The 21,153-nt window shown below is 66.8% G+C and carries 16 protein-coding genes; 5 read left to right on the top strand and 11 right to left on the bottom strand.

The window, feature by feature from the left end; translation table 11 throughout:
- Nucleotides 1-45: 45 nt before the first annotated feature.
- Both AC07O0_RS03580 and AC07O0_RS03575 read right to left on the bottom strand, forming a co-directional pair.
- Nucleotides 46-984 (bottom strand): NUDIX hydrolase, encoded by a 939-nt coding sequence (locus AC07O0_RS03580; protein ID WP_494620090.1) that lies wholly within the window; start codon nt 982-984, stop codon nt 46-48.
- Between the two features lie 79 nt (nt 985-1,063).
- On the bottom strand, nt 1,064-2,266 hold the full coding sequence (locus tag AC07O0_RS03575; protein ID WP_494620088.1) for an MFS transporter: 1,203 nt from the start codon (nt 2,264-2,266) through the stop codon (nt 1,064-1,066).
- A gap of 48 nt (nt 2,267-2,314) precedes the next feature.
- Here AC07O0_RS03575 and AC07O0_RS03570 point away from each other — a divergent pair, with 48 nt between their 5' ends.
- Nucleotides 2,315-2,869 carry an Lrp/AsnC family transcriptional regulator gene (locus tag AC07O0_RS03570; RefSeq protein WP_494620086.1) on the top strand — a complete coding sequence of 185 codons (555 nt, stop codon included), beginning with the start codon at nt 2,315-2,317 and terminating at the stop codon, nt 2,867-2,869.
- Between the two features lie 3 nt (nt 2,870-2,872).
- Here AC07O0_RS03570 and AC07O0_RS03565 read toward each other — a convergent pair whose 3' ends face one another.
- The 7 genes from AC07O0_RS03565 to AC07O0_RS03535 form a co-directional block, all read right to left on the bottom strand.
- On the bottom strand, nt 2,873-3,601 hold the full coding sequence (locus tag AC07O0_RS03565; protein WP_494620084.1) for a class I SAM-dependent methyltransferase: 729 nt from the start codon (nt 3,599-3,601) through the stop codon (nt 2,873-2,875).
- A gap of 106 nt (nt 3,602-3,707) precedes the next feature.
- Nucleotides 3,708-5,141: an aldehyde dehydrogenase family protein gene (locus tag AC07O0_RS03560; RefSeq protein ID WP_494620082.1), complete on the bottom strand. Its 1,434-nt coding sequence runs from the start codon at nt 5,139-5,141 to the stop codon at nt 3,708-3,710.
- Nucleotides 5,142-5,179: 38 nt separating this feature from the next.
- A complete protein-coding gene (locus tag AC07O0_RS03555; protein WP_494620080.1) occupies nt 5,180-5,875 on the bottom strand; it encodes an ABC transporter ATP-binding protein in 696 nt (231 codons plus the stop codon).
- Between the two features lies 1 nt (nt 5,876).
- Nucleotides 5,877-6,626, bottom strand: a complete 750-nt coding sequence (locus tag AC07O0_RS03550) for an ABC transporter ATP-binding protein (RefSeq protein WP_494620078.1) — start codon at nt 6,624-6,626, stop codon at nt 5,877-5,879.
- The gene (locus tag AC07O0_RS03545; protein ID WP_494620077.1) at nt 6,623-7,576 is read right to left on the bottom strand and encodes a branched-chain amino acid ABC transporter permease; all 954 of its coding nucleotides are present in this window, start codon (nt 7,574-7,576) and stop codon (nt 6,623-6,625) included. Before AC07O0_RS03545 ends, AC07O0_RS03550 begins: the two co-directional genes overlap by 4 nt.
- A complete protein-coding gene (locus tag AC07O0_RS03540; protein WP_494620075.1) occupies nt 7,576-8,481 on the bottom strand; it encodes a branched-chain amino acid ABC transporter permease in 906 nt (301 codons plus the stop codon). Before AC07O0_RS03540 ends, AC07O0_RS03545 begins: the two co-directional genes overlap by 1 nt.
- Before the next feature lie 161 nt (nt 8,482-8,642).
- The gene (locus AC07O0_RS03535; RefSeq protein WP_494620073.1) at nt 8,643-9,938 is read right to left on the bottom strand and encodes an ABC transporter substrate-binding protein; all 1,296 of its coding nucleotides are present in this window, start codon (nt 9,936-9,938) and stop codon (nt 8,643-8,645) included.
- 225 nt (nt 9,939-10,163) lie between these two features.
- Between AC07O0_RS03535 and AC07O0_RS03530 the strand changes: the two genes are divergently transcribed.
- From AC07O0_RS03530 to AC07O0_RS03515, 4 genes are all read left to right on the top strand, one after another.
- A complete protein-coding gene (locus AC07O0_RS03530) occupies nt 10,164-11,306 on the top strand; it encodes a CaiB/BaiF CoA transferase family protein (protein WP_494620071.1) in 1,143 nt (380 codons plus the stop codon).
- 7 nt (nt 11,307-11,313) lie between these two features.
- A complete protein-coding gene (locus AC07O0_RS03525; RefSeq protein ID WP_494620070.1) occupies nt 11,314-12,471 on the top strand; it encodes an acyl-CoA dehydrogenase family protein in 1,158 nt (385 codons plus the stop codon).
- A 5-nt stretch (nt 12,472-12,476) separates the two neighbouring features.
- Nucleotides 12,477-13,316, top strand: a complete 840-nt coding sequence (locus AC07O0_RS03520) for an HTD2 family dehydratase (protein WP_494620068.1) — start codon at nt 12,477-12,479, stop codon at nt 13,314-13,316.
- A 189-nt stretch (nt 13,317-13,505) separates the two neighbouring features.
- Complete coding sequence (locus AC07O0_RS03515; protein ID WP_494620066.1) at nt 13,506-15,464, top strand: bifunctional 2',3'-cyclic-nucleotide 2'-phosphodiesterase/3'-nucleotidase; 1,959 nt, start codon at nt 13,506-13,508, stop codon at nt 15,462-15,464.
- Between the two features lie 30 nt (nt 15,465-15,494).
- Here the strand turns inward: AC07O0_RS03515 and AC07O0_RS03510 are convergent, their stop codons facing one another.
- Nucleotides 15,495-15,722: a hypothetical protein gene (locus AC07O0_RS03510; RefSeq protein ID WP_494620064.1), complete on the bottom strand. Its 228-nt coding sequence runs from the start codon at nt 15,720-15,722 to the stop codon at nt 15,495-15,497.
- A gap of 143 nt (nt 15,723-15,865) precedes the next feature.
- Nucleotides 15,866-21,010 carry an autotransporter domain-containing protein gene (locus tag AC07O0_RS03505; RefSeq protein WP_494620062.1) on the bottom strand — a complete coding sequence of 1,715 codons (5,145 nt, stop codon included), beginning with the start codon at nt 21,008-21,010 and terminating at the stop codon, nt 15,866-15,868.
- Nucleotides 21,011-21,153: the final 143 nt, after the last annotated feature.

The raw sequence follows: 21,153 nt of genomic DNA, 5'->3' as shown, positions 1-21,153 counted from the left end.
TGTGAGCATAAATCTGGCATATGCTTACTCTGAGTATAAGACCTGTCAAGCCCTGGTCAGCGGTAACTTTGTCCCGGCAGCGGCCCGTTCGGCCAGGACGGCGTGGCGGAAACGGAAGAGCTTCGCCGGCCGCCCGCCGGTGTCGGAGGTGGTGACGCCGGTCTCTTCGACCAGTTCCTGCTGTTCGATCAGCCTGCGGAAATTCTGCTTGTGGACGAGCCGGCCGGCCAAGGCTTCGACGGCGCGCTGGAGCTGGAGCAGCGTGAAGGCGGGCTGCATCAGCTCGAAGACGACCGGACGGTATTTGATCTTGGCCCGCAGCCGGGCGATGCCCGTAGCCAGGATGCGGCGGTGATCGCCGGTCATCGCTTTGCCCGGCACGTATTCGGCGCCGGACTGCACAGCAGTGTCTCTCACCCGCTCCGGAACCAGGGCCGCCTCATAGAGAAGCTCGTAGCGCTGCAGGACGAGCTCTTCGTTCCAACCCTCCCCATCGAGACCGAACACGGATGCGCATCGACGCCAGCGCGCCTCGGACAGGGCCGCGGTGCCGCCGGCCTTTGCCCAATCGCGCAAACGCGGCGCGAGATGCTCTGCGATGATGGCCGGCGGGCCGTCGCGATGGTCCTCCCAGGGGAAATAGTCGTACCAGCTGCGCCAGCCGACCTCGCCCCGCGTCTCGCGCGTCAGGCCGAGATAGCTGATCGAGATCACACGCTGCGACGAGCCCGCCGCACTCCGATCCCGGTCCGCGAAGGTATAGAGCTGCTCGACATAGCCGAGGGGGTGATGCGTCTGCTCCTCGACCCAGGTGCGCAAACCGGTCTGCAGGGAGCGATGCGCATCCTCGAACGGCCCGGATGGCAGGGCATCGCCGTTCTGGACGGTGAGCACCGATGGCGAGCCGTTCACGACCGCGACGAGAACGGCGATCAGATCGACCGCGATGGCGCCAGCGAGGCTGGCCGTCGTCGTTTCAGGCACCCGATTCCCCTGTCTCGGGAGCCCTTATGCCATTGTCATGGCGTGCGCGCACGCCTGCTCCTGCGGGGGCGAGTTGGTGCTATCGATGACCTTGCGGCGCCGGGCTCGCCTCCGATCCGCGGCGAGAAGCGAGGATCGTCGCAAGGGCCGCCACGAGCATCAGCGCCACCGCGAGCCCGGCCAGCGCCGGAAAGCCGGCATGGGCATAGACCGGCCCGAAGCCCGTCGTCCCGACGAAGAGCGCGAGATAGGTCACGCCACTGTTGAGCCCCATGATCGCGCCGCGGCGGCCGGGATCGAGCGCCGCCAGCCGGAGGATCAACACGTTCAGCGCGGCGTGATTGGCCATGCCCCAGCAGAAGACGACGGCGAGCATCGCTGGGTAGGACGCAGCGGCTGCCGTCATCACCAGATAGACGCCGCCGACCACCGCGAAGAACAGCGGCAGCAGGCGGGCCGGGCCGAGGCGGTCGATCCAGCGGTCGAGGAAGGTCGTCGCGCCGAAGCCGAGGCCGTAGCACAGGGCAAGCAGACCACCGGCGCTGACCGGCAGACCGAGCCCGCGATGCAGATGATCGCCGACATAGGCGTAGACGCCATAGAACGAGGCCATGAAGGCGGCGCAGGCAAGCAGCAGCGGCGCGATGCCAGGCACGCGCAGGGCCGAGAGCGGCGACGGCGCAGCGCGTCCGGTCGCGGCGCCGCCTGCGGTCAGCTTCGTGGTCCCGGCCATGGCGGCGAGCCCGGCGACGACGACGATGGCGTAGACCATGCGCCAGCCGAAGAGATCGGCGATCACCGCTGAAAGCGAAACGCCCGCGACCATGCTGAGCGTCCAGCCGAACAGGACGACGCCGAGCGTGTCGCTCTCCCGGCCGGGAGGCGCCGCCAGCGCCGCCAGCGTATAGATCGACGGCAGCGCGAGGCCGGCGGCGAGCCCAGCCAGCAACTGCGCGCCGACGAAGGCCGGCAGGACGGGAGCCGCCCCGCTCGCAGCAAGCGCAGCGAGGAAAGCCAGCAGGGCATAGCGCAAGACCCGTCCGGCACCGACGCGGTCGATCAACCCGGCGAGCAGCAAGGCGCTCGCCGCCGTGCCGATGCCGAAGGCGGCCGAGGCCGTCATCACCGCTGGCACGCTGCTGGTGAAGCTCTCCGCCACGCTGGGCGCGATCGGCCCCAGCGCCAAAGAGTTGGCGCCGACGAGCCCGATGCACAGGCAGAGCGCATAGGCTGCGGCCGGTATCCGGGACACTTCGGAAGCTGTTTGATTTTTATTCGTCATTTTAGCAGAATGACCGAATGAAATTCTGGTTCAATCGGAGATTAGCGAATGCTTGAAAAAACAGATGGCGTTCGGCGCAGCCGCGGGTCCGAGCGCGAACTCGATGCGATGGACCGAAAGCTGTTAGGCGTCCTGGTCGAGGATGCGACGATCAGCTACGCCGATCTCGGCGAGCGGGTCGGCTTGTCGCCGCCGGCGGCGCATGAGCGGGTGAAGCGGCTGCGACGCTCCGGAGCGATCAGGCGGATCGCGGCGCTGATCGAGCCGGAAGCGACCGGCAAGACGCTGCTCGCCTTCGTCCATGTCGACACCACCGGCTGGGGCAAGACGACGACGCTCTTGGCGATCGAAACCCATCCCGAGGTCGAGGAGATCCATTCGGTCGCCGGCGACACCTGCATGATGCTGAAGGTGCGCACGCAGAGCACCCACGCGCTCGAAGGCCTGCTGGCGAAGCTCTACGACGTGCCCGGCGTCACCGCGACGCGCAGCTATGTCGTGCTCTCGACCTATCTGGAGCGGCCGGTCCAGCCGGGCATCACCAGCGAATGGCCGGGACGGGTGAAGGATCCTCGGCTGCCGGCCCCAGCCGGGGCGGGCTGAGCCTCAGCCGAACATCGCGGACGTGCCGGCCGGCTTCGCGGCGAACGGCACCTTGAGGTGGTGCAGCCGCAGCGGCTGGTGCAGGACATAGCCGCCCTTGTCGTGATCCGACAGCGCCTCGAAGCGGGCGAGCAGCTTGCCGCGCGCCGCTTGCGCCCGCTCCTCACGCGACGGATCGATCACGACGGCACGCGCCAGGAAGGCCTCGGCATCGCGAAACGTTTCGATGCGGTCGTATTCGATCTGCCTGATCTCGCTGACGATGCCGAGGCGCCTCGCCCTGACGATCGCATCCTGTGCTGCCTGCCGAACCTCGGTTTCGTCCTCGATCAGCCGCAGCGCATCGAAGAACGATCCTTCCGACAGGGATTCGACGACGATCACGCTGCCACCCTTGCCAACGACGCGGGCGGCCTCCTCCAGTGCCAGCAGCATGTCGGGGATAGGGATATGGTGCAGGCTGTTGAGGAAGATCGCGGCGTGCATGCTGGTATCGCCGAAGGGCAGGAGCTGGGCGCAGCCCTGCTTCAGCACAGCCTTCGGCACGAGCGTCTGCGCCACCTCCAGCATCGCCTCGTCCGGATCGAGCCCGGCGACGCTCGCGCCTCGCTCGGCCAGCGCCTGCAGCAGATTGCCCCGGCCGCAGCCGATGTCGAGGATGCGCCGGCCCTGCAGGGGCGCAAGTAATCCTCCCAAGATATCGACGGTATCGCCTGCCGGCAGCATGCCCATGACAAATCAATGCTTGCGCCCGCTTCCGGGCGCAAGACCTGTTCCCGTACGATCCCAAGCTACTCCTTACGGATGAACAACCTGGCCGCGATCTACTCGTTCCACCTCACCCGTGCTTGTGCACGATCGTCTTGGCGACGGCGAACTCCTCCAGCGCCATGAAGCCCTTCTCGCGGCCATGGCCGCTCTTGCCGGTGCCGCCGAAGGGCAGTTCGATGCCGCCGCCGGCGCCATAGCCGTTGATGAAGACCTGGCCGGCGCGGACGCGCTTGGCGACGCGCTGCTGGCGCCCGCCATTACTGGTCCAGACGCCGGCGACGAGGCCGTAGGGCGTGGAGTTCGCGAGCTTCACCGCATCCTCCTCGTCGTCGAAGGAGAAGGCAGCGAGCACGGGACCGAAGACCTCCTCCTGCTCCAGCCGGTTGCCGCGCGGCACCTGGCCGAACAGGGTCGGCGTCACGTAGAAACCGCCATTCGGCACGCCCTGCGCGATCGCGCCCTCGGCCAGAACCGGGATGCCCTGCTCACGGGCCTGGTCGACGAAGCTCTGGACCCGGCCGCGCTGCTTGGCGTTGATCACCGGGCCGCAATCGAGGTCCATCTCGGGCGTGCCGGCGCGCAGCTTGGCGAATTGCTTGGCGACCGCGCCGACGAAGTCGTCATAGACGCTCTTCTGCACCAGCACGCGGCTGCCGGCCGAGCAGGTCTGTCCGGTGTTCTGCACGATCGCTTTGCAGACGATCGGCACGGCGGCGTCGAAATCAGCATCGTCGAAGACGATCTGGGGCGACTTGCCGCCGAGCTCCAGCGTGCAGGTGATGAAATTGTCGGCGCAGGCCTTCTGGATGATCTGGCCGACCTGCGGCGAGCCGGTGAAGGAGATGAAGCCGACGCCGGGATTGCGGCAGAGCGCCTCGCCCGCCTCATGGCCGCGACCGGTGACGATGTTGATCGCGCCATCCGGGAAACCGACCTCGCTGGCGAGCTCGGCGAGGCGCAGCGCCGTCTGGCAGGCGTCCTCGGCCGGCTTCAGCACCACCGCATTGCCCATCGCGAGCGAGGCGGTCAGCGAGCGGCCGAACATCTGCGCCGGATAGTTCCAGGGCAGGATATGGCCGGTGACGCCGTAGGGTTCGTGCACGACGCTGACATTGTAGCCGTTCAGGAACGGGATGATGTGGCCGTGCACCTTGTCGGCGGCGCCGCCATAGAACTCGAAATAGCGCACGGTCGCCTCGATATCGGCACGCGCCTGCGCCATCGGCTTGCCGGTGTCCTGCGCCTCGATCCGCGCCAGCTCGTCGAAATGATCCTGGACCTTGAGCGCCAGCTTCGAGATCAGCCGGCCGCGCTCGGCCGCGGTCAGCTTGCCCCAGGCGCCCTCATAGGCGGCGCGCGCCGCACGCACCGCATCGTCGATATCCTCGGCAGTGCCGCAGGCGATGCGGGTGAATTCCTCGCCGGTCGCCGGCGCGAGCACCGCCATGGTCTCGCCGGTGCGGCCGGCGACGTGCCGGCCGTTGATGAAGTGCTGGGTCATGATGGTCTCCGTCTACGGCGATGCCGTCTCGTTCAGTCTCAATGCAGCCCGGCTGCGGCGAGCGAGCTTTCGGCCAATTGCGTTTCGCTGACCTCGCCGCGCTCGATCGCATAAGCCCGGCCCGCGAAGTTACGCAGCAGACTGGGGTTGGATTCGGTGATCAGCAAGGCGATGTCGGGATGGCTGTCGCGCAGAGCGCGCAGGGCAGCGGCATAGCGATTGGCCAGCACCGGAGCGAGGCCCTGGAAGGGCTCGTCAAGCAGGATGACGCGGCTGCCGACCATCAGCGCCCGGGCGAGCGCCGCCATCTTGCCCTGCCCGCCGGAGAGCCCCGCTGCCGGGCGCTGGCGCAGGTCCGCGAGCTCGGGCAGCACGGCATAGATGCGCTCCAGCCTTCGCGCGATCTCCGTCTCGCCGAGCTTCATCACCTCGGCCGGCAGGCGGATGTTCTCCTCGATGGTGAAGGTCGAGAACAGCCGGCGATCCTCCGGCGCATAACCGATGCCGAGGCGCGGCCGCTCATGTGCCTTCACCGTATCGAGCGGCTTGCCATCGAAACTGATCGCGCCGCCGGTCACTGTCATGAAGCCCATGATGGCGCGCAGCAGGCTGGTCTTGCCGGCGCCGTTGCGGCCGATCAGGGCGACGGTCGCCCCCTCCTCCAGCGACAGCGAGGCCCGGCGCAGCACCTGCACGCCTTCGATCTGCGCCGAGAGCTCCCTGATCTCCAGCATCTCAGACCCCCACCCCGATCACGGTCTCGCGCACCTCCGGATGACTCAATATCTCCTCCGGCGTGCCCTGATGGGCGATGCGTCCGCCGGTCCAGACCGCGACGCGATTGGCGTAGCGGGCGACGACGTCCATGTCGTGCTCGACGAAGACCGCCGTGGTGGCGCGGGCGTCGAGCACGCGGGTCAGCGTATCCATCACCTGGAATTTCTCGGTCGAGGATACCCCGCTGGTCGGCTCGTCCATGAAGATCAGCTTCGGTTCGAGCGCGAGCGCGACCGCGATGTCGATCAGCTTGCGCATGCCCTCCGGCAGTTCGCGGACGATGCGGTTGCCGGTCGCCTTCAGCCCGACCAGATCGAGCAGCGCCCACATCTCCTCGGCTTTGGGATGGCGCTGCATGGCGAGGAAGGGCGACCAGGAGCCTTCGCGGGCCGACAGCGCCAGCAGCAGGTTCTCGATCACGCTGTTGTCGAGGAAGAGCTGCGGGATCTGGAAGGAGCGGCCGATGCCAAGGCGGGTGATCGCCTGCGGCGAGAGGCGCGTCACATCCTGTCCATTGAAGACGACGCGGCCCGATTGCGGCTTGAGATAGCCGGTGCAGAGATTGATGAAGGTGGTCTTGCCGGCGCCGTTCGGGCCGATGATGGCGATGCGCTCATTCGCCACGACCTTGAGCGAGGCGCCATTCGCCGCCTGCACGCCGCCGAAGCGCAGGTGCAGGTCGTCCGCCTCGAGGATGACGCCGCTCATCGCCCGCCCTCCTCGCGCTGCGGCTTGCCGCCCTTGCCGGCGACGATGCCGTAGAGGCCGGCGGGGGCGAAGAAGATGATGACCAGCAGCATGACGCCGAGCACGGCATGCCAGGTCTCGGGCGCGTAGACCGCCGCATAGCCACGGATGATCTGGAACATCAGCGCGCCGAGGAAAGGACCGGCGACGCCGCCGATGCCGCCCAGGATCGCGATGAAGACGAACTCGCCGGAGCGCACCCAATAGGCCAGCTCCGGTGTGACATGGCCGGAGACCAGCGCGATGATGGCGCCGCCCAAGCCCGCCAGCAAGCCGGAGAGCAGATAGGCGCCGTAGAGCACTTTTCGCGGGGAGACGCCGAGATATTCGAGCCGCGTCTCGTTCGACTTGATCGCCTCCAGCGCCTTGCCACCAGGCGAGAGCAGGTAGCGGGCAACGAAGAGCGCGGCGACGATGCAGAGCACCAGCGTGACATAGAAGGTCGCGAGCTCGAACTGTTCGCGGCCGAACTCGATGCCGGCGAAGGTCGGGCGCGGCACGCGCTTGCCGTCGGCGCCGCCGGTGATCGGGAAGAGCTTCTCCAGCAGCGAAAAGAACACCATGGAGATGGCGAGGTTGAGCATGCCGAAGAAGATCGCCCGGTAGCGCACGACGAAGAGCCCGACGATCGCCGCGAGCAGGCCCGACGCCGCCATGCCGACCGGGATCAGGATCAGCGCCTCGTGGCCAACCTTGGCCGCCGCCAGGAAGGCGACCGCATAGGCGCTGAAGGCGAAGAACAGGCCGTGGCCGAAGGAGACCTGGCCGGCGCGCAGCAGCACCATGATACCGAGCGCCGCCAGCCCCTCGCAGAGCGCGACGGTCAGGATCACCGTCGACCAGGGCGAGAACAGCGGGAAGACAGCGAGCGCCGCGATCAGCGCCAGGCCGAAGATGAGCTGGCGCGCCATCACACCTTCCTCGTCTGCACGGTCGAGAACAGGCCCTGCGGACGGACCAGCAGCACGAGCATCATGATCAGATAAGGGATCAGCACGTCGAATTCCGGCGCGAAATAGACCGCGGCCGAGCGCCCGAGCCCGATCAGCAGCGCCGCCACCGCCGCGCCCTCGATGCGGCCGAGCCCGGCCGTCGCGGCGACCGCGAAGGAGAGGACGAGCGTGCCGGCGCCGATGCCGGGGGTCAGCGAGGTCGTGGCCGATGCAAGCGCCCCGCCCAGTGCCGCCAGGAAGGCGCCGATGATGAAGGTTATCAGGTAGACCCGCGCCGCATCGATGCCCATGGCGGTCGCGGCCTCGCGGTCCTGTGTCACCGCGACGATGGCGCGGCCGAAGCTGGTCCGGCGCAGGAAGAAGCGCAGGCCGAGCAGCACCGCGAGCGCCACCAGCGGCATCAGGATGAGCTGGTAGGTGGTGTAGAAGATGCCGAAGACCTCGACCGTGCCGAGCCAGTTCATCGGGGCGTTGGCGAAATAGGGCTGCACGCCGAAGACGACCTTCTGCGCGTCCTCCAGGATCATGAAGACGGCGAAGGTGACGATCAGCTGCAGCACCTCCTCCTTGCCATAGACCCGGCGCAGCAGCGCGATCTCGACGAGGCCACCGACGAGGATGCCGACCAGCGCCGCCGCGAGCAGCAGCGCCGGAAAGGCGAGCCAGGTCGGCAGGCCGGCGGCGCCGAGCGCGAGCACGGCAGCCGCAGCGACATAGGCGCCGAGCGCATAGAACGAGCCATGAGCGACGTTGACGATGCCGAGCACGCCGAAGATCAGCGACAGCCCGACCGCGACCAGGAAGATCAGCGAGCCATAGGCCAGGCCGTCTAGCGCGGCGAGGAGGAGCATTTCAGGAGGCATGCGGTCCGTTCTTCAGATTCTTGGACGGCTGCTCTCAGCACGAGTCGTCCCGGGCGATCGGAGGGAGGTCCGGGACCCATGCCTGAACCGTTCCGGCATGGGTCCCGGATCGGCGCCGCTAACGCGGCTTGTCCGGGACGACAACCGCGACGGCAGCAGCATCACTTCGCGTAGTCGAAGGTCTCGATCGACTTGTCGGTGACGAGGTCGGGTTTCACCTTGGCGAACCAGTCGAGCGACTTCTCGCCGAGCGGCGTGGTCACCAGCTTGCCGGGATAGAGCGCCATCTTGTCATAGACCGCGAAGGGGAATTCCGGCACGCGCTTGGTGGTGCCGAGCAGCTGGTCCTCCAGCCCCTGATGATCCGCGCGGATGGTGATCGTGCCGGTCAGCGACTTGAACTCCAGGCCCTCGAAGGCGGCGATCACCTCCTCCTTGCTCGGCCACTTTCCGCCGGCGCCCGCTTTCTCATAGGCCTTGGTCAACCCGGTCAGGGCCTGCTGCATGTGGAAGGTCGGGTAGATCGGATAGACGCCGGTCTTGTCCTTGTACTTCTTCACGAAGGCCTGCATCTCCGGCGTGTCCTTGTGCGTCGGGTGACGCCAGTAATGGTCGCCGCGGCTGCCTACGATCACGCCCTCCGGCAGGACATTGCCGAGCCGCTCCAGCGAGCTTTCGGCCAAAGGCAGCACGAAGGTCGATTGCTTCAGGAGGCCGCGTGCCGCCGCCTGCTGGACGAAGGTGTCGAGATCGCCGCCCCAGGAGGTCGAGATCACGACGTCCGGCCGCAGCGCCGAGAGCCGGGTGATCTCGGTCGAGAAATCAGGGGCGCCGAATTTCGGGAAGAGCTCGGCGACGACCTTGACGTCGGGCTTCAGCGCCTTGAGGCCGGCCTGCAGCAGCGCCCAGGATTCACGGCCCCAGGCATAGTCCTGGTTGACCACCGCGACGCTCTTGAAGTCGGGTTTGACCTTCATCAGGTAGAGCAGAGTCGCCATCATCTCGGCGCCGGCATGGGCCTGCGTCCGGACGGAATATTTCCATTTGCCGTCCTCGAAGATGGTCTGCGTGCCGCAATCCCACATCACGTTGACGACCTTGAGGTCCTCCGCGACCGGGGCGAGCGCGTTGCAGGAGCCGGACGAGATCGCGCCCAGCATCACTTGCGCACCCTGCTCCTGCACGACGCGGCGATATTCGGAGAGCAGCTGATTGGTGCCGGCGCCCTCGTCGACATAGACCGGCTTCAGGGGCACACCGAGCACGCCACCCTTGGCGTTGATCTCCTCGATCAGGAGGTCCGCCGCGTTGCGGCCGGGCACGCCGAAGACCGAGGCCGGGCCCGACAGGAAGGTGGCGATGCCGACCACCAGTTCCTTCGGCTTGTCCTGTGCGAGCGCCGAGCCTGCGAGCAGCGTGCCGGCCAGCGCGGCAAGCGCCAGTTTCATCGTTTTCATGAGCGTCCTCCCTGAACCTCGCATGACAGCGGGCGCTCTTGAGCGGCGCCTCGTCCGGCAAAAAGGGGCGCATAGAGCCAGCAGTCGGACAAGAAGGATAAAGCGATGAAGGCCATAGGGTTTTTCTATGGAGCCGGGCGCTATGGCCGATATCGCGAAACGCTATTTGACTTCACCGGGCCGACAACGATCTCTCGCGCGGAACGGAAGGCGCGCGACTGACTGATGACGAATGCTCTCGATGGAATCCTGGTGGTGGCCCTGGAGCAGGCCGTGGCCGCTCCGATGGCGAGCTGCCGGCTCGCCGACGCCGGCGCCCGCGTCATCAAGCTGGAGCGCGAGGAAGGCGATTTCTCGCGCGGCTATGACGATTATGCCGGTGGCCTGTCCTCCTATTTCGTCTGGATCAATCGCGGCAAGGAATCCTGCCGGGTCGACCTCAAGGACAAGACGGACCTCGCTCTGGTCGAGGCAATGCTCGCCGAGGCCGATGTCTTCATCCAGAACTTCGCGCCCGGCGCCACCGACCGGCTCGGCATCGGCAGCGAGGCGCTGCGCCAGCGCCACCCCAGGCTGATCACCTGCGATATCTCCGGCTATGCGCCGGGCACGCCGCACTACACCAAGAAGGCCTATGACCTCCTGATCCAGGCGGAGGCCGGCCTTGCCGCCGTCACCGGAAGTCCGGACTCCGGACCGACGCGGATCGGCATCTCGATCGCCGACATCGCTACCGGCAACGCCGCCTATGCCGCGATCCTGGAAGCGCTCATCAGGCGCGGTCGCACCGGCGAGGGCTCGCGCATCCAGCTCTCACTGTTCGACACCATCGCCGACCTGATGAACGTGCCCTATCTCACCCGGCGCTATGGCGGCATCGAGCCGCCGCGGCTCGGCCTCGCCCACCCCTCGATCGCGCCCTATGGCGTCTTCCGCCTTGCCGATGCCGAGGTGCTGATCTCGATCCAGAGCGAGCGCGAATGGCAGATCCTGGCTCGCGACGTGCTCGGCGACGCCGGCCTCCTCGAAGACCCGCGCTTCTTCAGCAACGTGCTGCGCGTGCGCAACCGCCCGGCGCTCGATGCCGCGATCCAGGCGACGCTCGCCACACGCTCTTACGCCGAGACGGCGGCCGGGCTCGATGCGGCCCGCATCGCCTATGGCACGGTCTCGACGATGGCCGATCTGATCGACCATCCGGCCGCGACGGCCCTGCCCGTCCCGACCCCGAACGGCCCGATCGAAGTGCTGGCGCCGCCGGTGCTGGTCGACGGCAAGCGCGTGCCGATGCGGGCGCCGCCCGGCCTTGGCGAGCATGATGAAGCACTGCGCCGCGAATTCGCGGCGAAGGCAACGCGATCAGCCTGAGATGAGCATGACGACATCCAACGACCATTCCGACATCCGCGAGGCGGTGGCGAAGCTGTGCGCGGATTATCCGGGCGAGTACTGGCGCAAGCTCGACCGCGAGATGGCCTATCCCAGCGAATTCGTGACGGCGCTGACCGAGAGCGGCTTCCTCTCGGCGCTGATCCCGGAGGAGTATGGCGGGGCGGGACTCACCCTGTCAGCCGCGGCGGTGATCATGGAGGAGATCCAGCGCCAGGGCTGCAATGGCGGCGCCTGCCACGCCCAGATGTATGTGATGGGCACGGTGCTGCGCCATGGCAACGCCGATCAGAAGCAGCGCTATCTGCCCAAGATCGCTTCCGGGGACCTGCGTCTGCAGGCCTTTGGCGTCACCGAGCCGACCAGCGGCACCGACACCACTGCCTTGCGCACCACCGCTAGGCGCGAGGGCGACTACTACATCATCAACGGTCAGAAGATCTGGACCAGCCGCGCAGCGCAATCGGACCTGATGCTGCTGCTCGCCCGCACCACGCCGCGCGATCAGGTAGCGAAACGTACCGACGGGCTTTCGGTCTTCATCCTCGACATGCGCGAGGCGTTGCAGGACGGCCTGACGATCCGGCCGATCCGCACGATGATGAACCACGCCACCACCGAGGTCTTCTTCGACAACGTCAAGGTGCCGGCCGCCAACCTCGTCGGCGAGGAGGGCAAGGGCTTCCGCTACATCCTCTCGGGGATGAATGCCGAGCGCATCCTGATCGCGGCCGAATGCGTCGGCGACGCCAAATGGTTCATCGACAAGGCTTCGAATTACGCGAAAGAGCGCCAGGTCTTCGGTCGGCCGATCGGCCAGAACCAGGGCATCCAGTTCCCGATCGCCAGGGCCTACGCCAATATGCGCGCCGCCGAACTGATGGTGCGCGAGGCGATCCGGCTCTACGAGGCCGGCGCCAATCCGGGCGCCGAGGCGAACATGGCCAAGCTGCTGGCGGCGGACGCCTCCTTCGAGGCAGCAAACGCCTGTATCCAGACCCATGGCGGCTTCGGCTTCGCCGAGGAATACGACATCGAGCGCAAGTTCAGGGAGACGCGGCTCTATCAGGTCGCGCCGATCTCGACGAACCTGATCCTGTCCTATCTCGCCGAGCATGTGCTTGGCATGCCGAGAAGCTACTGAGCCCGATGAATATCGACCATCTGAAGTCCTGGATCGGCAAGACTGAGCAGGCCTCCGACCTGATCACGCCGCGGCTCGTCGCCAGCTATGAGGCGACCTTCGCGCCGCATATTGCTCCCTATGCCGAAGGCGAGGCCCCACTCGCTCTGCACTGGTGCTTGGCACCGCCGATCTCGCCGATGGCGGCACTCGGCCGGGACGGGCACGCCGCCAAGGGTGAGTTCCTGCCGCCGGTCGCGCTGCCGCGGCGGATGTGGGCCGGCGGGCGGATCGAGACGATCGCGCCCTTACGGACCGGCGACGAGGTCACCCGCCGCTCGACCATCGGCGATGTCTCCTACAAGGACGGACGCAGCGGCCCGCTCTGCTTCGTCGCGGTCGATCATGAGCTGGTAACAGCACGCGGCGTCGCGCTGCGCGAGCGCCACAACATCGTCTATCGCGAGGCGGCCAAACCCGGTTCCGAGCCGGCGCCGGCACCGACCCCGGCAGAGCCGCGCGCCGCCGACCTGACCTGGACGATCGAGGCCGATCCGGTGTTGCTGTTCCGCTATTCGGCGATCACCTTCAACAGCCACCGCATCCACTACGACCAGCCCTATGTCACCGGCGTCGAAGGCTATGCCGGGCTCGTGGTGCACGGGCCGATCCAGGCGACGCTGATCATGAACATCATCGCGACGCTGTCCGGCGGCGAGCCGATCCGGCTCGACTATCGCGGGCTTGCGCCGCTGATCGCCGGCGAGGCGTTCCAAGTGAAGGCGAAGCGGCTGGACGATGGTGGCATCGCCGCGTGGACGGAAGGAGCCGACGGGCGGGTGCGGATGGAGGGCGTGAGCCGCTGAACAGCGTCATTCTCGGACGGAGCGAAGCGCAGATCCGAGAATCTCATAACGAGAAGGCGCCAACACAGCCTCCTGCGGCCTGAGATGCTCGGGTCAAGCCCGAGCATGACGGCTGCGCCGTCATCTTCCCCCGTGTCACGGTCCTGCCATGGTGCTAGCGTCTGTCGCTGCACCTTGCTTCAGGAGCCGATGATGGACCGCGCCCCCCGTTTCAGCCGCCGCGACACGCTCAAGGCCGGGGCCGCCATCGCTGCGGCCGGCGCGCTGACGAGCCCCCTCGCCGCGCAGGCGCCGGCCAAGCTGAAGCTCCGGCTGCTGGAGACCAGCGACCTCCATGTCAACGTCGTTCCCTACGACTATTTCCGCGACGCGCCCGACGACACGGTCGGCCTCGCCAAGACGGCGAACCTGATCAAGGCCGCCCAGGCCGAGGCGAAGAACAGCCTGCTCTTCGACAATGGCGACTTCCTGCAGGGCTCCTCGCTCGGCGATTTCGTCGCCTATAAGAAGGGCCTGAAGGCCGGCGAAACCCACCCAATGATCGCCGCGATGAACGCCCTGCCCTATCAATGCGGCACGCTCGGCAATCACGAATTCAACTATGGACTGGAATTCCTCGAGCACGGCCTCGCCCGCGCCGAGTTCCCGATCGTCTGCGCCAATGTCGATCGCGTCGGCGGCGGCACGCTGATCGAGCCCTGGCGCATCTTCGAACAGAGCTTCGAGGACGAGGCCGGCACAAAGCATGTCCTCAACATCGCGGTGATCGGCTTCGTGCCGCCGCAGATCATGCAGTGGGACAAGGGCAATCTCGATCGCAAGGTGACCGCGACGGATATCGTCGAGGCCGCGCAAAAATACCTGCCGGAGATCGCGCAGGCCCATCCCGACCTCACCATCGCGCTGTGCCATTCCGGCATCGCCGGCGGCGAGCGCAAGGGTGGCGAGGAGAACGCGGCGCTGCACCTCGCCAAGCTCGACGGCATCGATGTCGTGCTGACCGGGCACCAGCATCTCGTCTTCCCCGGCGGCAAGGCCTTCGATGGCATTCCCGGCGTCGACAACAAGAAGGGCTCGCTGCACGGCAAGCCGGCCTGCCAGCCCGGCTTCTGGGGCTCGCATGTCGGCATCGTCGACCTCGAGCTGGAGAGGCGCGACGGGCGCTGGCGCATCGCCGATTTCAAGGTCGATCCCAAGCCGATCTATGAGCGCACGCCCGACCGCAAGATCGTGCCGAAGGCGGAGGTCGAAGCGGCCGTACTCGCCACGGTGAAGGCCGACCACGAAGCGACGCTGACCTACATGCGCGAGCCGGTCGGCACCACGGCGGCGCCGATCAACAGCTATTTCGCGCTGGTCGCCGACGACCCGTCCGTGCAGATCGTGGCGGAGGCGCAGATCGCCTATGCCAAGCCGCTGATGGCGCAGACACCGCACAAGGATCTGCCGATCCTCTCGGCCGCCGCCCCGTTCAAGTCCGGCGGGCGCGCAGGCCCCGCCTTCTTCACCGACATCCCGGCCGGGCCGATCGCGATCAAGAACGTCGCCGACATCTATCTCTACCCGAACACGGTGCAGATCGTGAAAGTCAGCGGCGCGCAGCTGCGCGAATGGCTGGAGCGCTCGGCCGGCATCTTCAACAAGATCGACATCGCCAAGAGCGAAGAGCAGCCACTGATCAATCCGGGCTTTCCGGCCTTCAATTTCGACGTGATCGACGGCGTCACCTACCAGATCGATGTGACGCAAGCCTCGCGCTATGACGGCGACGGCAAGCTGGTCGCGCCCGACGCACGCCGCATCGTCGACCTCGCTTTTCAGGGCAAGCCGATCAATGAGGCAGCCGAGTTCATCGTCGTCACCAACAACTACCGCGCCTCCGGCGGCGGCAATTTCCCGGGCACCAAGACGACGGTGGTGCTGGAGGCGCCCGACCTCAACCGCGACGTGATCGTGCGCTTCCTCATCGAGAAGAAGACGATCAACCCCACCGCCGATGGCAACTGGTCGCTGAAGCCGCTGCCGGCGAATGTCAACGTCACCTTCCCGACCGCGCCGGCTGCCGTGAGCAAGAAGCCGGAGGCGCTGAAGGCGCAGCCGGTCGGCGATGCCGGCGAAGGTTTCGTGAAGTACCGGCTGGGCGGATAGCCTCCGGCTCGGGGCGGAGGCTTCGGCGACTCAGGACCTGTTCTTCGTCGCCCAGCAGGCCGAGCCGCTCTGGACGCTGCGCCAGACGCCGTTCGCCTTGCAGCCTTCGAGCGGCTGGCTGCAGACGCGGGCGACGCAGGCCGACGGATTGCGGCCGGCCGTGTTGCACTTCTGCTCGCAGTCCCTGAACAGAGCCGAGCAGGAACTGGTGACCTGCCTGCAGCCATCCTGCGCGGAGGCCGAACCGCTGAAAGACATGGCGAGCGACGCCGCCACGCCTGCGATGAGCGCTAATCGGACCATGCCCGCCCCTCTGCAAAGAAGGAGCGATCGTGACGCTCACGACAGGCGCGTCAACGACGTAAGATTGGTACCTCCGACGCGCTCGAACCCGGCGTCCTTCAGAACCGCATCTCGACCCTGCCCTTGAGGGCGTGGTCTCTGGAGCGCTCGCCTATTGCCGCGGAGTAGGTCAAGCCGAGCGCCGTGGCCTGCGAGATGCGCCAGTCGAGCCCGGCCTCGGCGGTGAGGGCGTTGCGGTCGATCGGGGCGGCGAACACCACGGCCGGGTTGGTGCCGAGGGCAAAGGCGGTGCGGGCCTGCGGGGTCAGCTCGCCAAAACCATGGCGCCAGCCGAGCATGGCGCGGGCGAACAGCGGCATCGTCCCGATCTGCGCCTCGGCGCGCAGGCCGAGCGTGGTGAAGCCGAGGGTCTGGTCGGAGGAGAGGACCCGCAAGGCCGCGGCCCCGCCCTGCTCGGTGCCGGCATCGGTGCTGACGCGGAGCAAGGCCAGCTGGGCGAAGGGCTCGAGTGCAAAGCCGCTGAAGGCGAAGCCATAGCCGAGCTCGGCAAAACCCTGCAGGACCTGCCCCGGACGCTGCAGGCGCAAGAGGTCGCCGAAGCCGCGGATCGCGACCTGGCGGCGGATGTCGCTCTCCGACCAGGAATAGGCCGCGCCAGCGTCGAGCCTGAGCTGGCCGACACGCGCCCCGGCATAGAGCGCGGCATGGCCGCTTTCGAGCTTGCCGGAGGACAGGCGCGCATCGAGATCGAAGCGCGACTGGCTGTAGCCACCGGCGACGCCGACCTTCAGCGACGAGCCAGGCGCGTCGTAGAGCATGATGTCCGCCCCGAGCAGGGCGCCGCCGCTGCGGCGGCTCATGCTCGCGGCATTGCCGTCGGCATCCGTGTTGCCGGTGCTGCCGAACGCCTCGCCCCAGAAGGCATAGCGCGGCTGCGGGATCGGCGCGGGCATCGTGATCGCGCCCTTCCTGCCCGGAAGATCGGCGCTGAAGGCGCCTGCGACCTGACCGGGAGCCTGCGTGAGCAGCGGACCGCGCAGATGGCCGAGAATGGTGTCGCGCACCAGCCGGCTCTCGTCGATCATCACGCTGACGGCCTGGGCATGCGCCTCGCCCGAGAGCAGGTCGAAGCCGGCCCGCGCCTCGGCCGCCGTGGCCGAGATCAGCGCGTCGTAGACCGGATTGCCAGCGCCCAGCGCCTCGGCCGCATTGGCGATGAAGCCCTGATTGCGCGTCGCGGCGATGTAGTTGCTCGTGCTGCCGCCGCCACCGGTTCCACCAGACGTGCCACCACCCGGGGTCGTGCCGCCGCCGGTGTCCCCACCGCCCGGGCCGAAGCCGGTGTCGTTGCGCGTCATGGTCAGCGTGACGTTGTTCGCGTCATAGCCGAGCGACGGCGTCAGGAAGGCCAGGTTCGAGCTGACGCTGGTGAAGGTTCCGGTGACCCCGCTCGACGCGGTCAGGATGGTGTAGCTGGTCGCGGCCGCGTAGTTGCCGGTCTCGGCCAGCACCTGCACCGTGCCGCCGGTGATCGTCGCCGAGCCCGACGCCACGATCTTGTCGCCCTGGCCGGCGGCGTTGACCTCGACCTGATAGGTCGAGCCCGCAGCGAAGGCGACATTGCCGGAGACATTCAGGGTCCCGATCGAGTTGCCCGGCGCCACCGTCGCGCCGCTGGCGACGCTGACGCCGCCGATGGTGCCCGAGCCGCCGAGCGTGCCGCCGTCGAGCGTCACTGTGCTCGCCAGCGAGCCGTTCACGACGAGCTTGCCGCCCGAGACCTTGGTCGAGCCGGCGTAGGTGTTGGCTCCCGTCAGCGTCAGCGTGCCGCTGCCGGTCTTGTCGAGCCCGCCATTGCCGCTGATTGACCCGGAGAAGGTCGTCGAGGCATTGCTGCTGCCGGCCTTCAGTGTCGTGCCGGTGCCGATCTGGATCGAGCCCGCGCCAGCGATCGATGCGGCGGTCACGGCGCCCAGACCGTCGCTGATCTGCAATTGCGCGCCTGTTGCGATGCTGTAGTCCGAAGCCGCCGACATGGCCCGAGCAGCGTCGATGAAGAGCGCGCCGGCCTCGATCGAGGTCGCGCCGGAATAGCTGTTGGTGCCGGTCAGGGTCAGCGTGCCGGCGCCCTGCTTGGTCAGGCCGCCAGTGCCGCTGATCGCGCCATTGAAACCGATCGCATTGCTGCGATTGAAGACGAGCTGGCCATTATTGACGACGTCGCCGAGGATCGAGCCGGTGGCACCACCATCGCCGATCTGGAGCGTGCCGCCCGAGATCGTCGTGCCGCCGGTATAGGTGTTAGTGCCCGTCAGGATCAGCGTGCCCGCGCCGGCCTTGGTGAGCGAGATGCCGTTCCAGCCGGCCGCAGGGTTCGCCGCCTGATCGGCCAGCACCGCCCCGACCGTGAAGCTGTCGGTGGCGTTGGTCAGCGTGAAGGTGCCGTGAGCGAGATTGTTGTGGGCGTTCCAGGTCAGGCTATAGCTGGCGAGATATTGCCGGCCGTCGGCCGATTTGCGGGTGGAGACGGTGAGGTAGTCCACCGTGCCGCTGAAGCCACCGACGCTGATGCCGGCGAAGTCGCCGCTGATGCCTGATGCGGTATCGATCAGCACCAGGTCGAGCTGGCTCGCATCGCTGATGCCGCTGATATTGAAGGTGACGGCGTTGCCGATCGTGATGCTGTTGGCGGAGAGCGCGGGGCTGCTCGTGCCGGCGGCGATCGACAGCGTGGTGCTGTTGCCGAAGGTCACGGCCTGGGCGACGGTCAGGGTCGTCGGCGCCTGGATCGCCAGCGTGCCGCCGGTGACATTGATGTTGCCGGCCAGATTGATGCTGCCGGCCGATATGCCGTTGCCGAACTGGAGCGTGCCGGCCGAGATCGTCGTACCGCCGGTATAGCTCTTGGCGCCGGTCAGGGTCAGCGTGCCCGTGCCGGTCTTGACCAGCGAGCCGGTGCCGGAGATGTCGCCGCTCACCTCGGTCGAGAGGTTGTTCGAGCCGACCGTCAGCTCATTGGCACCGAGGACGTAATTGCCGGCCCCGGCGATCGAGCCCGCGCTCAGCTTGCCGTCGCCGTTCGGGCCGGCGCTGCCCGAGAAATCGACCGTTCCACCGGCATTATTGACGAGGGTGGCATTGCCCGCCGTGCTGGTGTTGTTGAATCGCAGCATGCCGTCGTTGGTGATGGTGGCGTTGCCCGCCGTGCTGGCCGCGTTGAAGTCCACCTGGCCGGTGTTGAAGATGGTGGCGTTGCCGGCCGTGCTGGTATCGTAGAAGTACAGATTATTGTTGTTGGTGATGGTGGCGCTGCCCGCCGTGCTGGCGTTGTTGAAGCTCAGGTAGCCACTGTTGGTGATGGCTGCATTGCCCGCTGTGCTGGTGCCGTAGAAGTACACATTGTGGTTGTTGGTGATGGTGGCGCTGCCCGCCGTGCTGGCGCCGAAGAAAGCAAGGGCGTCGTTGTTGGTGATGGCGGCGCTGCTCGCGGTGCTGCTGTCGTTGAAGCGCAGGTTGCCGCTGTTGGTGATGGCGGCATCGCCTGCCGTACTGGCGTTGTTGAAATTCAGATCTTTGCCGCTGTTGTTGGTGACGGTGGCGCTGCCGGCCGTGCTGCTCCCGTTGAACGACATATTCCCGTTGTTGGCGATGACAGCACTGCCAGCCGTACCGTTGCCGGAGAAATAGAGAATTCCACCGGGATTGTTTGTGATGGTCGCGCTGCCGGCCGTGCTGTTGTAATTAAAAGACAGCGCATAACTATTGGAGATAGTGGCGCTGCCCGCCGAGCTGCTGTGGGCGAAAATCATGCTGTAGGTGTTCGTGATGGTGGCGCTGCCGGCGGTGCTGGTGTCGTTGAACCCCCAGGAGCCGTGATTGATGATGGTGGCGCTGCCCGCCGTGCTGCTGTCGTAGAACTGCGTCAGGCCGTAGCCGGTGTTGGTGAAGCTGCTCGTGCCGGCGCTGCTGGCGCCACGGAAATTCATGCGCCCATCATTCGAGATCGTCGTGATGCCGCTCGTGTCGGCGTTGACGATATCGAATGTCGCGCCATTGCCGACGGTGACTGTCCCCAGAATGGAGCCGACCGCACCGGCAGTGCCAAGCTGCAATGTGCCGCCGTTGATCGTCGTGCCGCCGCTATAGGTATTGATCCCCGATAATGTCAGCGTGCCCGTGCCCGTCTTGACCAGCGAGCCGTCAGTACCGGAGATGACGCCGCTCACCTCGGTCGAGAGATTGTTCGAGCCGACCGTGAACTGCTTGGCGCCGATGACGTAGTTGCCGGCCCCCTCGATCGAGCCGGCCGTCATCGCGGCCAATCCGATGGGATCCGAGATATCCACCGTGCCGCCGGCCTGGGTGATGAGGCGCGCCCCGGCGCTGCTGCTGCCGACGGTGAACTGGGTCATCGCCCCGGCCGCCGTCGTGATCGTCGCCGTGCCAGCCGTGCTGAGACTGCGAAAGAGCAGGCTGCTCTCGTTGACGATCGTCGCGCTTGCGGCCGAGCTGCTGCCAGAGAAGATCAGGCTGTTCTTGTTGGTGATGGTGGCGCTGCCGGCCGTACTGTCTCCTTGGAACGCTAGGGCCGCCGTGTTGGTGTTGGTGATGGTGGCGTTGCCTGCCGAGCTGGTGCCGTAGAACCCCGTAAAGAGGTGGTTCGTGATCGAGGCGCTGCCCGCAGAGCTGGCATTCCCGAAATAGAGGTCGCCGCTGTTGCTGATGGTCGCACTGCCGGCCGTACTGTCGTCATTGAACGTCAGGTAAGCCGTGCTGGTGTTGGAGATGGTGGCGTTGCCTGCCGAGCTGGTGCCGTGGAACGCCGTGAGGGAGTTGTTCGTGATCGAGGCGCTGCCCGCAGAGCTGGCATTCCGGAAATAGAGGTCGCCGCTGTTGCTGATGGTCGCGCTGCCGCCGTTGATGACGATCCCCGCTCCGGTGAACTCGAGCACTTGGTTGTTGTTGAAGGTGTAGTTCAAGGCATTGGCGTTGAACGTCCACCCGCCGATGGTCACATTGTTCGCGAACGACAGGTTCGTAATCGTCGACGTGCCGAAGAAGGCGGTGCCGGTCGGCCGCACTAGTGTGTCCCAGTTCAGGCCGGTACTGAAATTGGTCGAGACCGGCGCCGTGTGCCAGGTCGCATTCTGAGCGTGGGCAGGCGCGACGAGCGCCGTGCCGGCGAGCAGCGCCAGCCGCAGGGCAAAGCCGCCCCATTTTCCATCGAAAATCGGTAGAGCCACGTCTCGTTCCCCGGCCGCTGCGGAAGGCTTACGCCAGGGCACCGGCAAGGCAATGAACAGCCATTCACAACCCGCTAAATCGCATCTCTGTGGCAAATCTGCCGCCGGCGCAGCCCCTGCCCCGCCTCCAGCTCATGGCCCGG

It is taken from the genome of Allobosea sp. GW821-FHT10B12, from assembly GCF_059415545.1.
The sequence above is the reverse complement of the archived record's forward strand: the minus strand, read 5'-3'. Positions and strand labels throughout refer to the sequence as shown.

What these genes read in the sequence shown, in the direction of transcription:
- AC07O0_RS03525 (WP_494620070.1), top strand. Translation starts at nt 11,314, where the DNA reads ATGACGACATCCAACGACCATTCCGACATCCGCGAGGCGGTGGCGAAG.
- AC07O0_RS03555 (WP_494620080.1), bottom strand. Translation starts at nt 5,875, where the DNA reads ATGCTGGAGATCAGGGAGCTCTCGGCGCAGATCGAAGGCGTGCAGGTG.
- AC07O0_RS03540 (WP_494620075.1), bottom strand. Translation starts at nt 8,481, where the DNA reads ATGCCTCCTGAAATGCTCCTCCTCGCCGCGCTAGACGGCCTGGCCTAT.
- AC07O0_RS03530 (WP_494620071.1), top strand. Translation starts at nt 10,164, where the DNA reads ATGACGAATGCTCTCGATGGAATCCTGGTGGTGGCCCTGGAGCAGGCC.
- AC07O0_RS03515 (WP_494620066.1), top strand. Translation starts at nt 13,506, where the DNA reads ATGATGGACCGCGCCCCCCGTTTCAGCCGCCGCGACACGCTCAAGGCC.
- AC07O0_RS03570 (WP_494620086.1), top strand. Translation starts at nt 2,315, where the DNA reads ATGCTTGAAAAAACAGATGGCGTTCGGCGCAGCCGCGGGTCCGAGCGC.
- AC07O0_RS03535 (WP_494620073.1), bottom strand. Translation starts at nt 9,938, where the DNA reads ATGAAAACGATGAAACTGGCGCTTGCCGCGCTGGCCGGCACGCTGCTC.
- AC07O0_RS03520 (WP_494620068.1), top strand. Translation starts at nt 12,477, where the DNA reads ATGAATATCGACCATCTGAAGTCCTGGATCGGCAAGACTGAGCAGGCC.
- AC07O0_RS03550 (WP_494620078.1), bottom strand. Translation starts at nt 6,626, where the DNA reads ATGAGCGGCGTCATCCTCGAGGCGGACGACCTGCACCTGCGCTTCGGC.
- AC07O0_RS03560 (WP_494620082.1), bottom strand. Translation starts at nt 5,141, where the DNA reads ATGACCCAGCACTTCATCAACGGCCGGCACGTCGCCGGCCGCACCGGC.
- AC07O0_RS03545 (WP_494620077.1), bottom strand. Translation starts at nt 7,576, where the DNA reads ATGGCGCGCCAGCTCATCTTCGGCCTGGCGCTGATCGCGGCGCTCGCT.
- AC07O0_RS03565 (WP_494620084.1), bottom strand. Translation starts at nt 3,601, where the DNA reads ATGGGCATGCTGCCGGCAGGCGATACCGTCGATATCTTGGGAGGATTA.
- AC07O0_RS03575 (WP_494620088.1), bottom strand. Translation starts at nt 2,266, where the DNA reads ATGACGAATAAAAATCAAACAGCTTCCGAAGTGTCCCGGATACCGGCC.
- AC07O0_RS03510 (WP_494620064.1), bottom strand. Translation starts at nt 15,722, where the DNA reads ATGTCTTTCAGCGGTTCGGCCTCCGCGCAGGATGGCTGCAGGCAGGTC.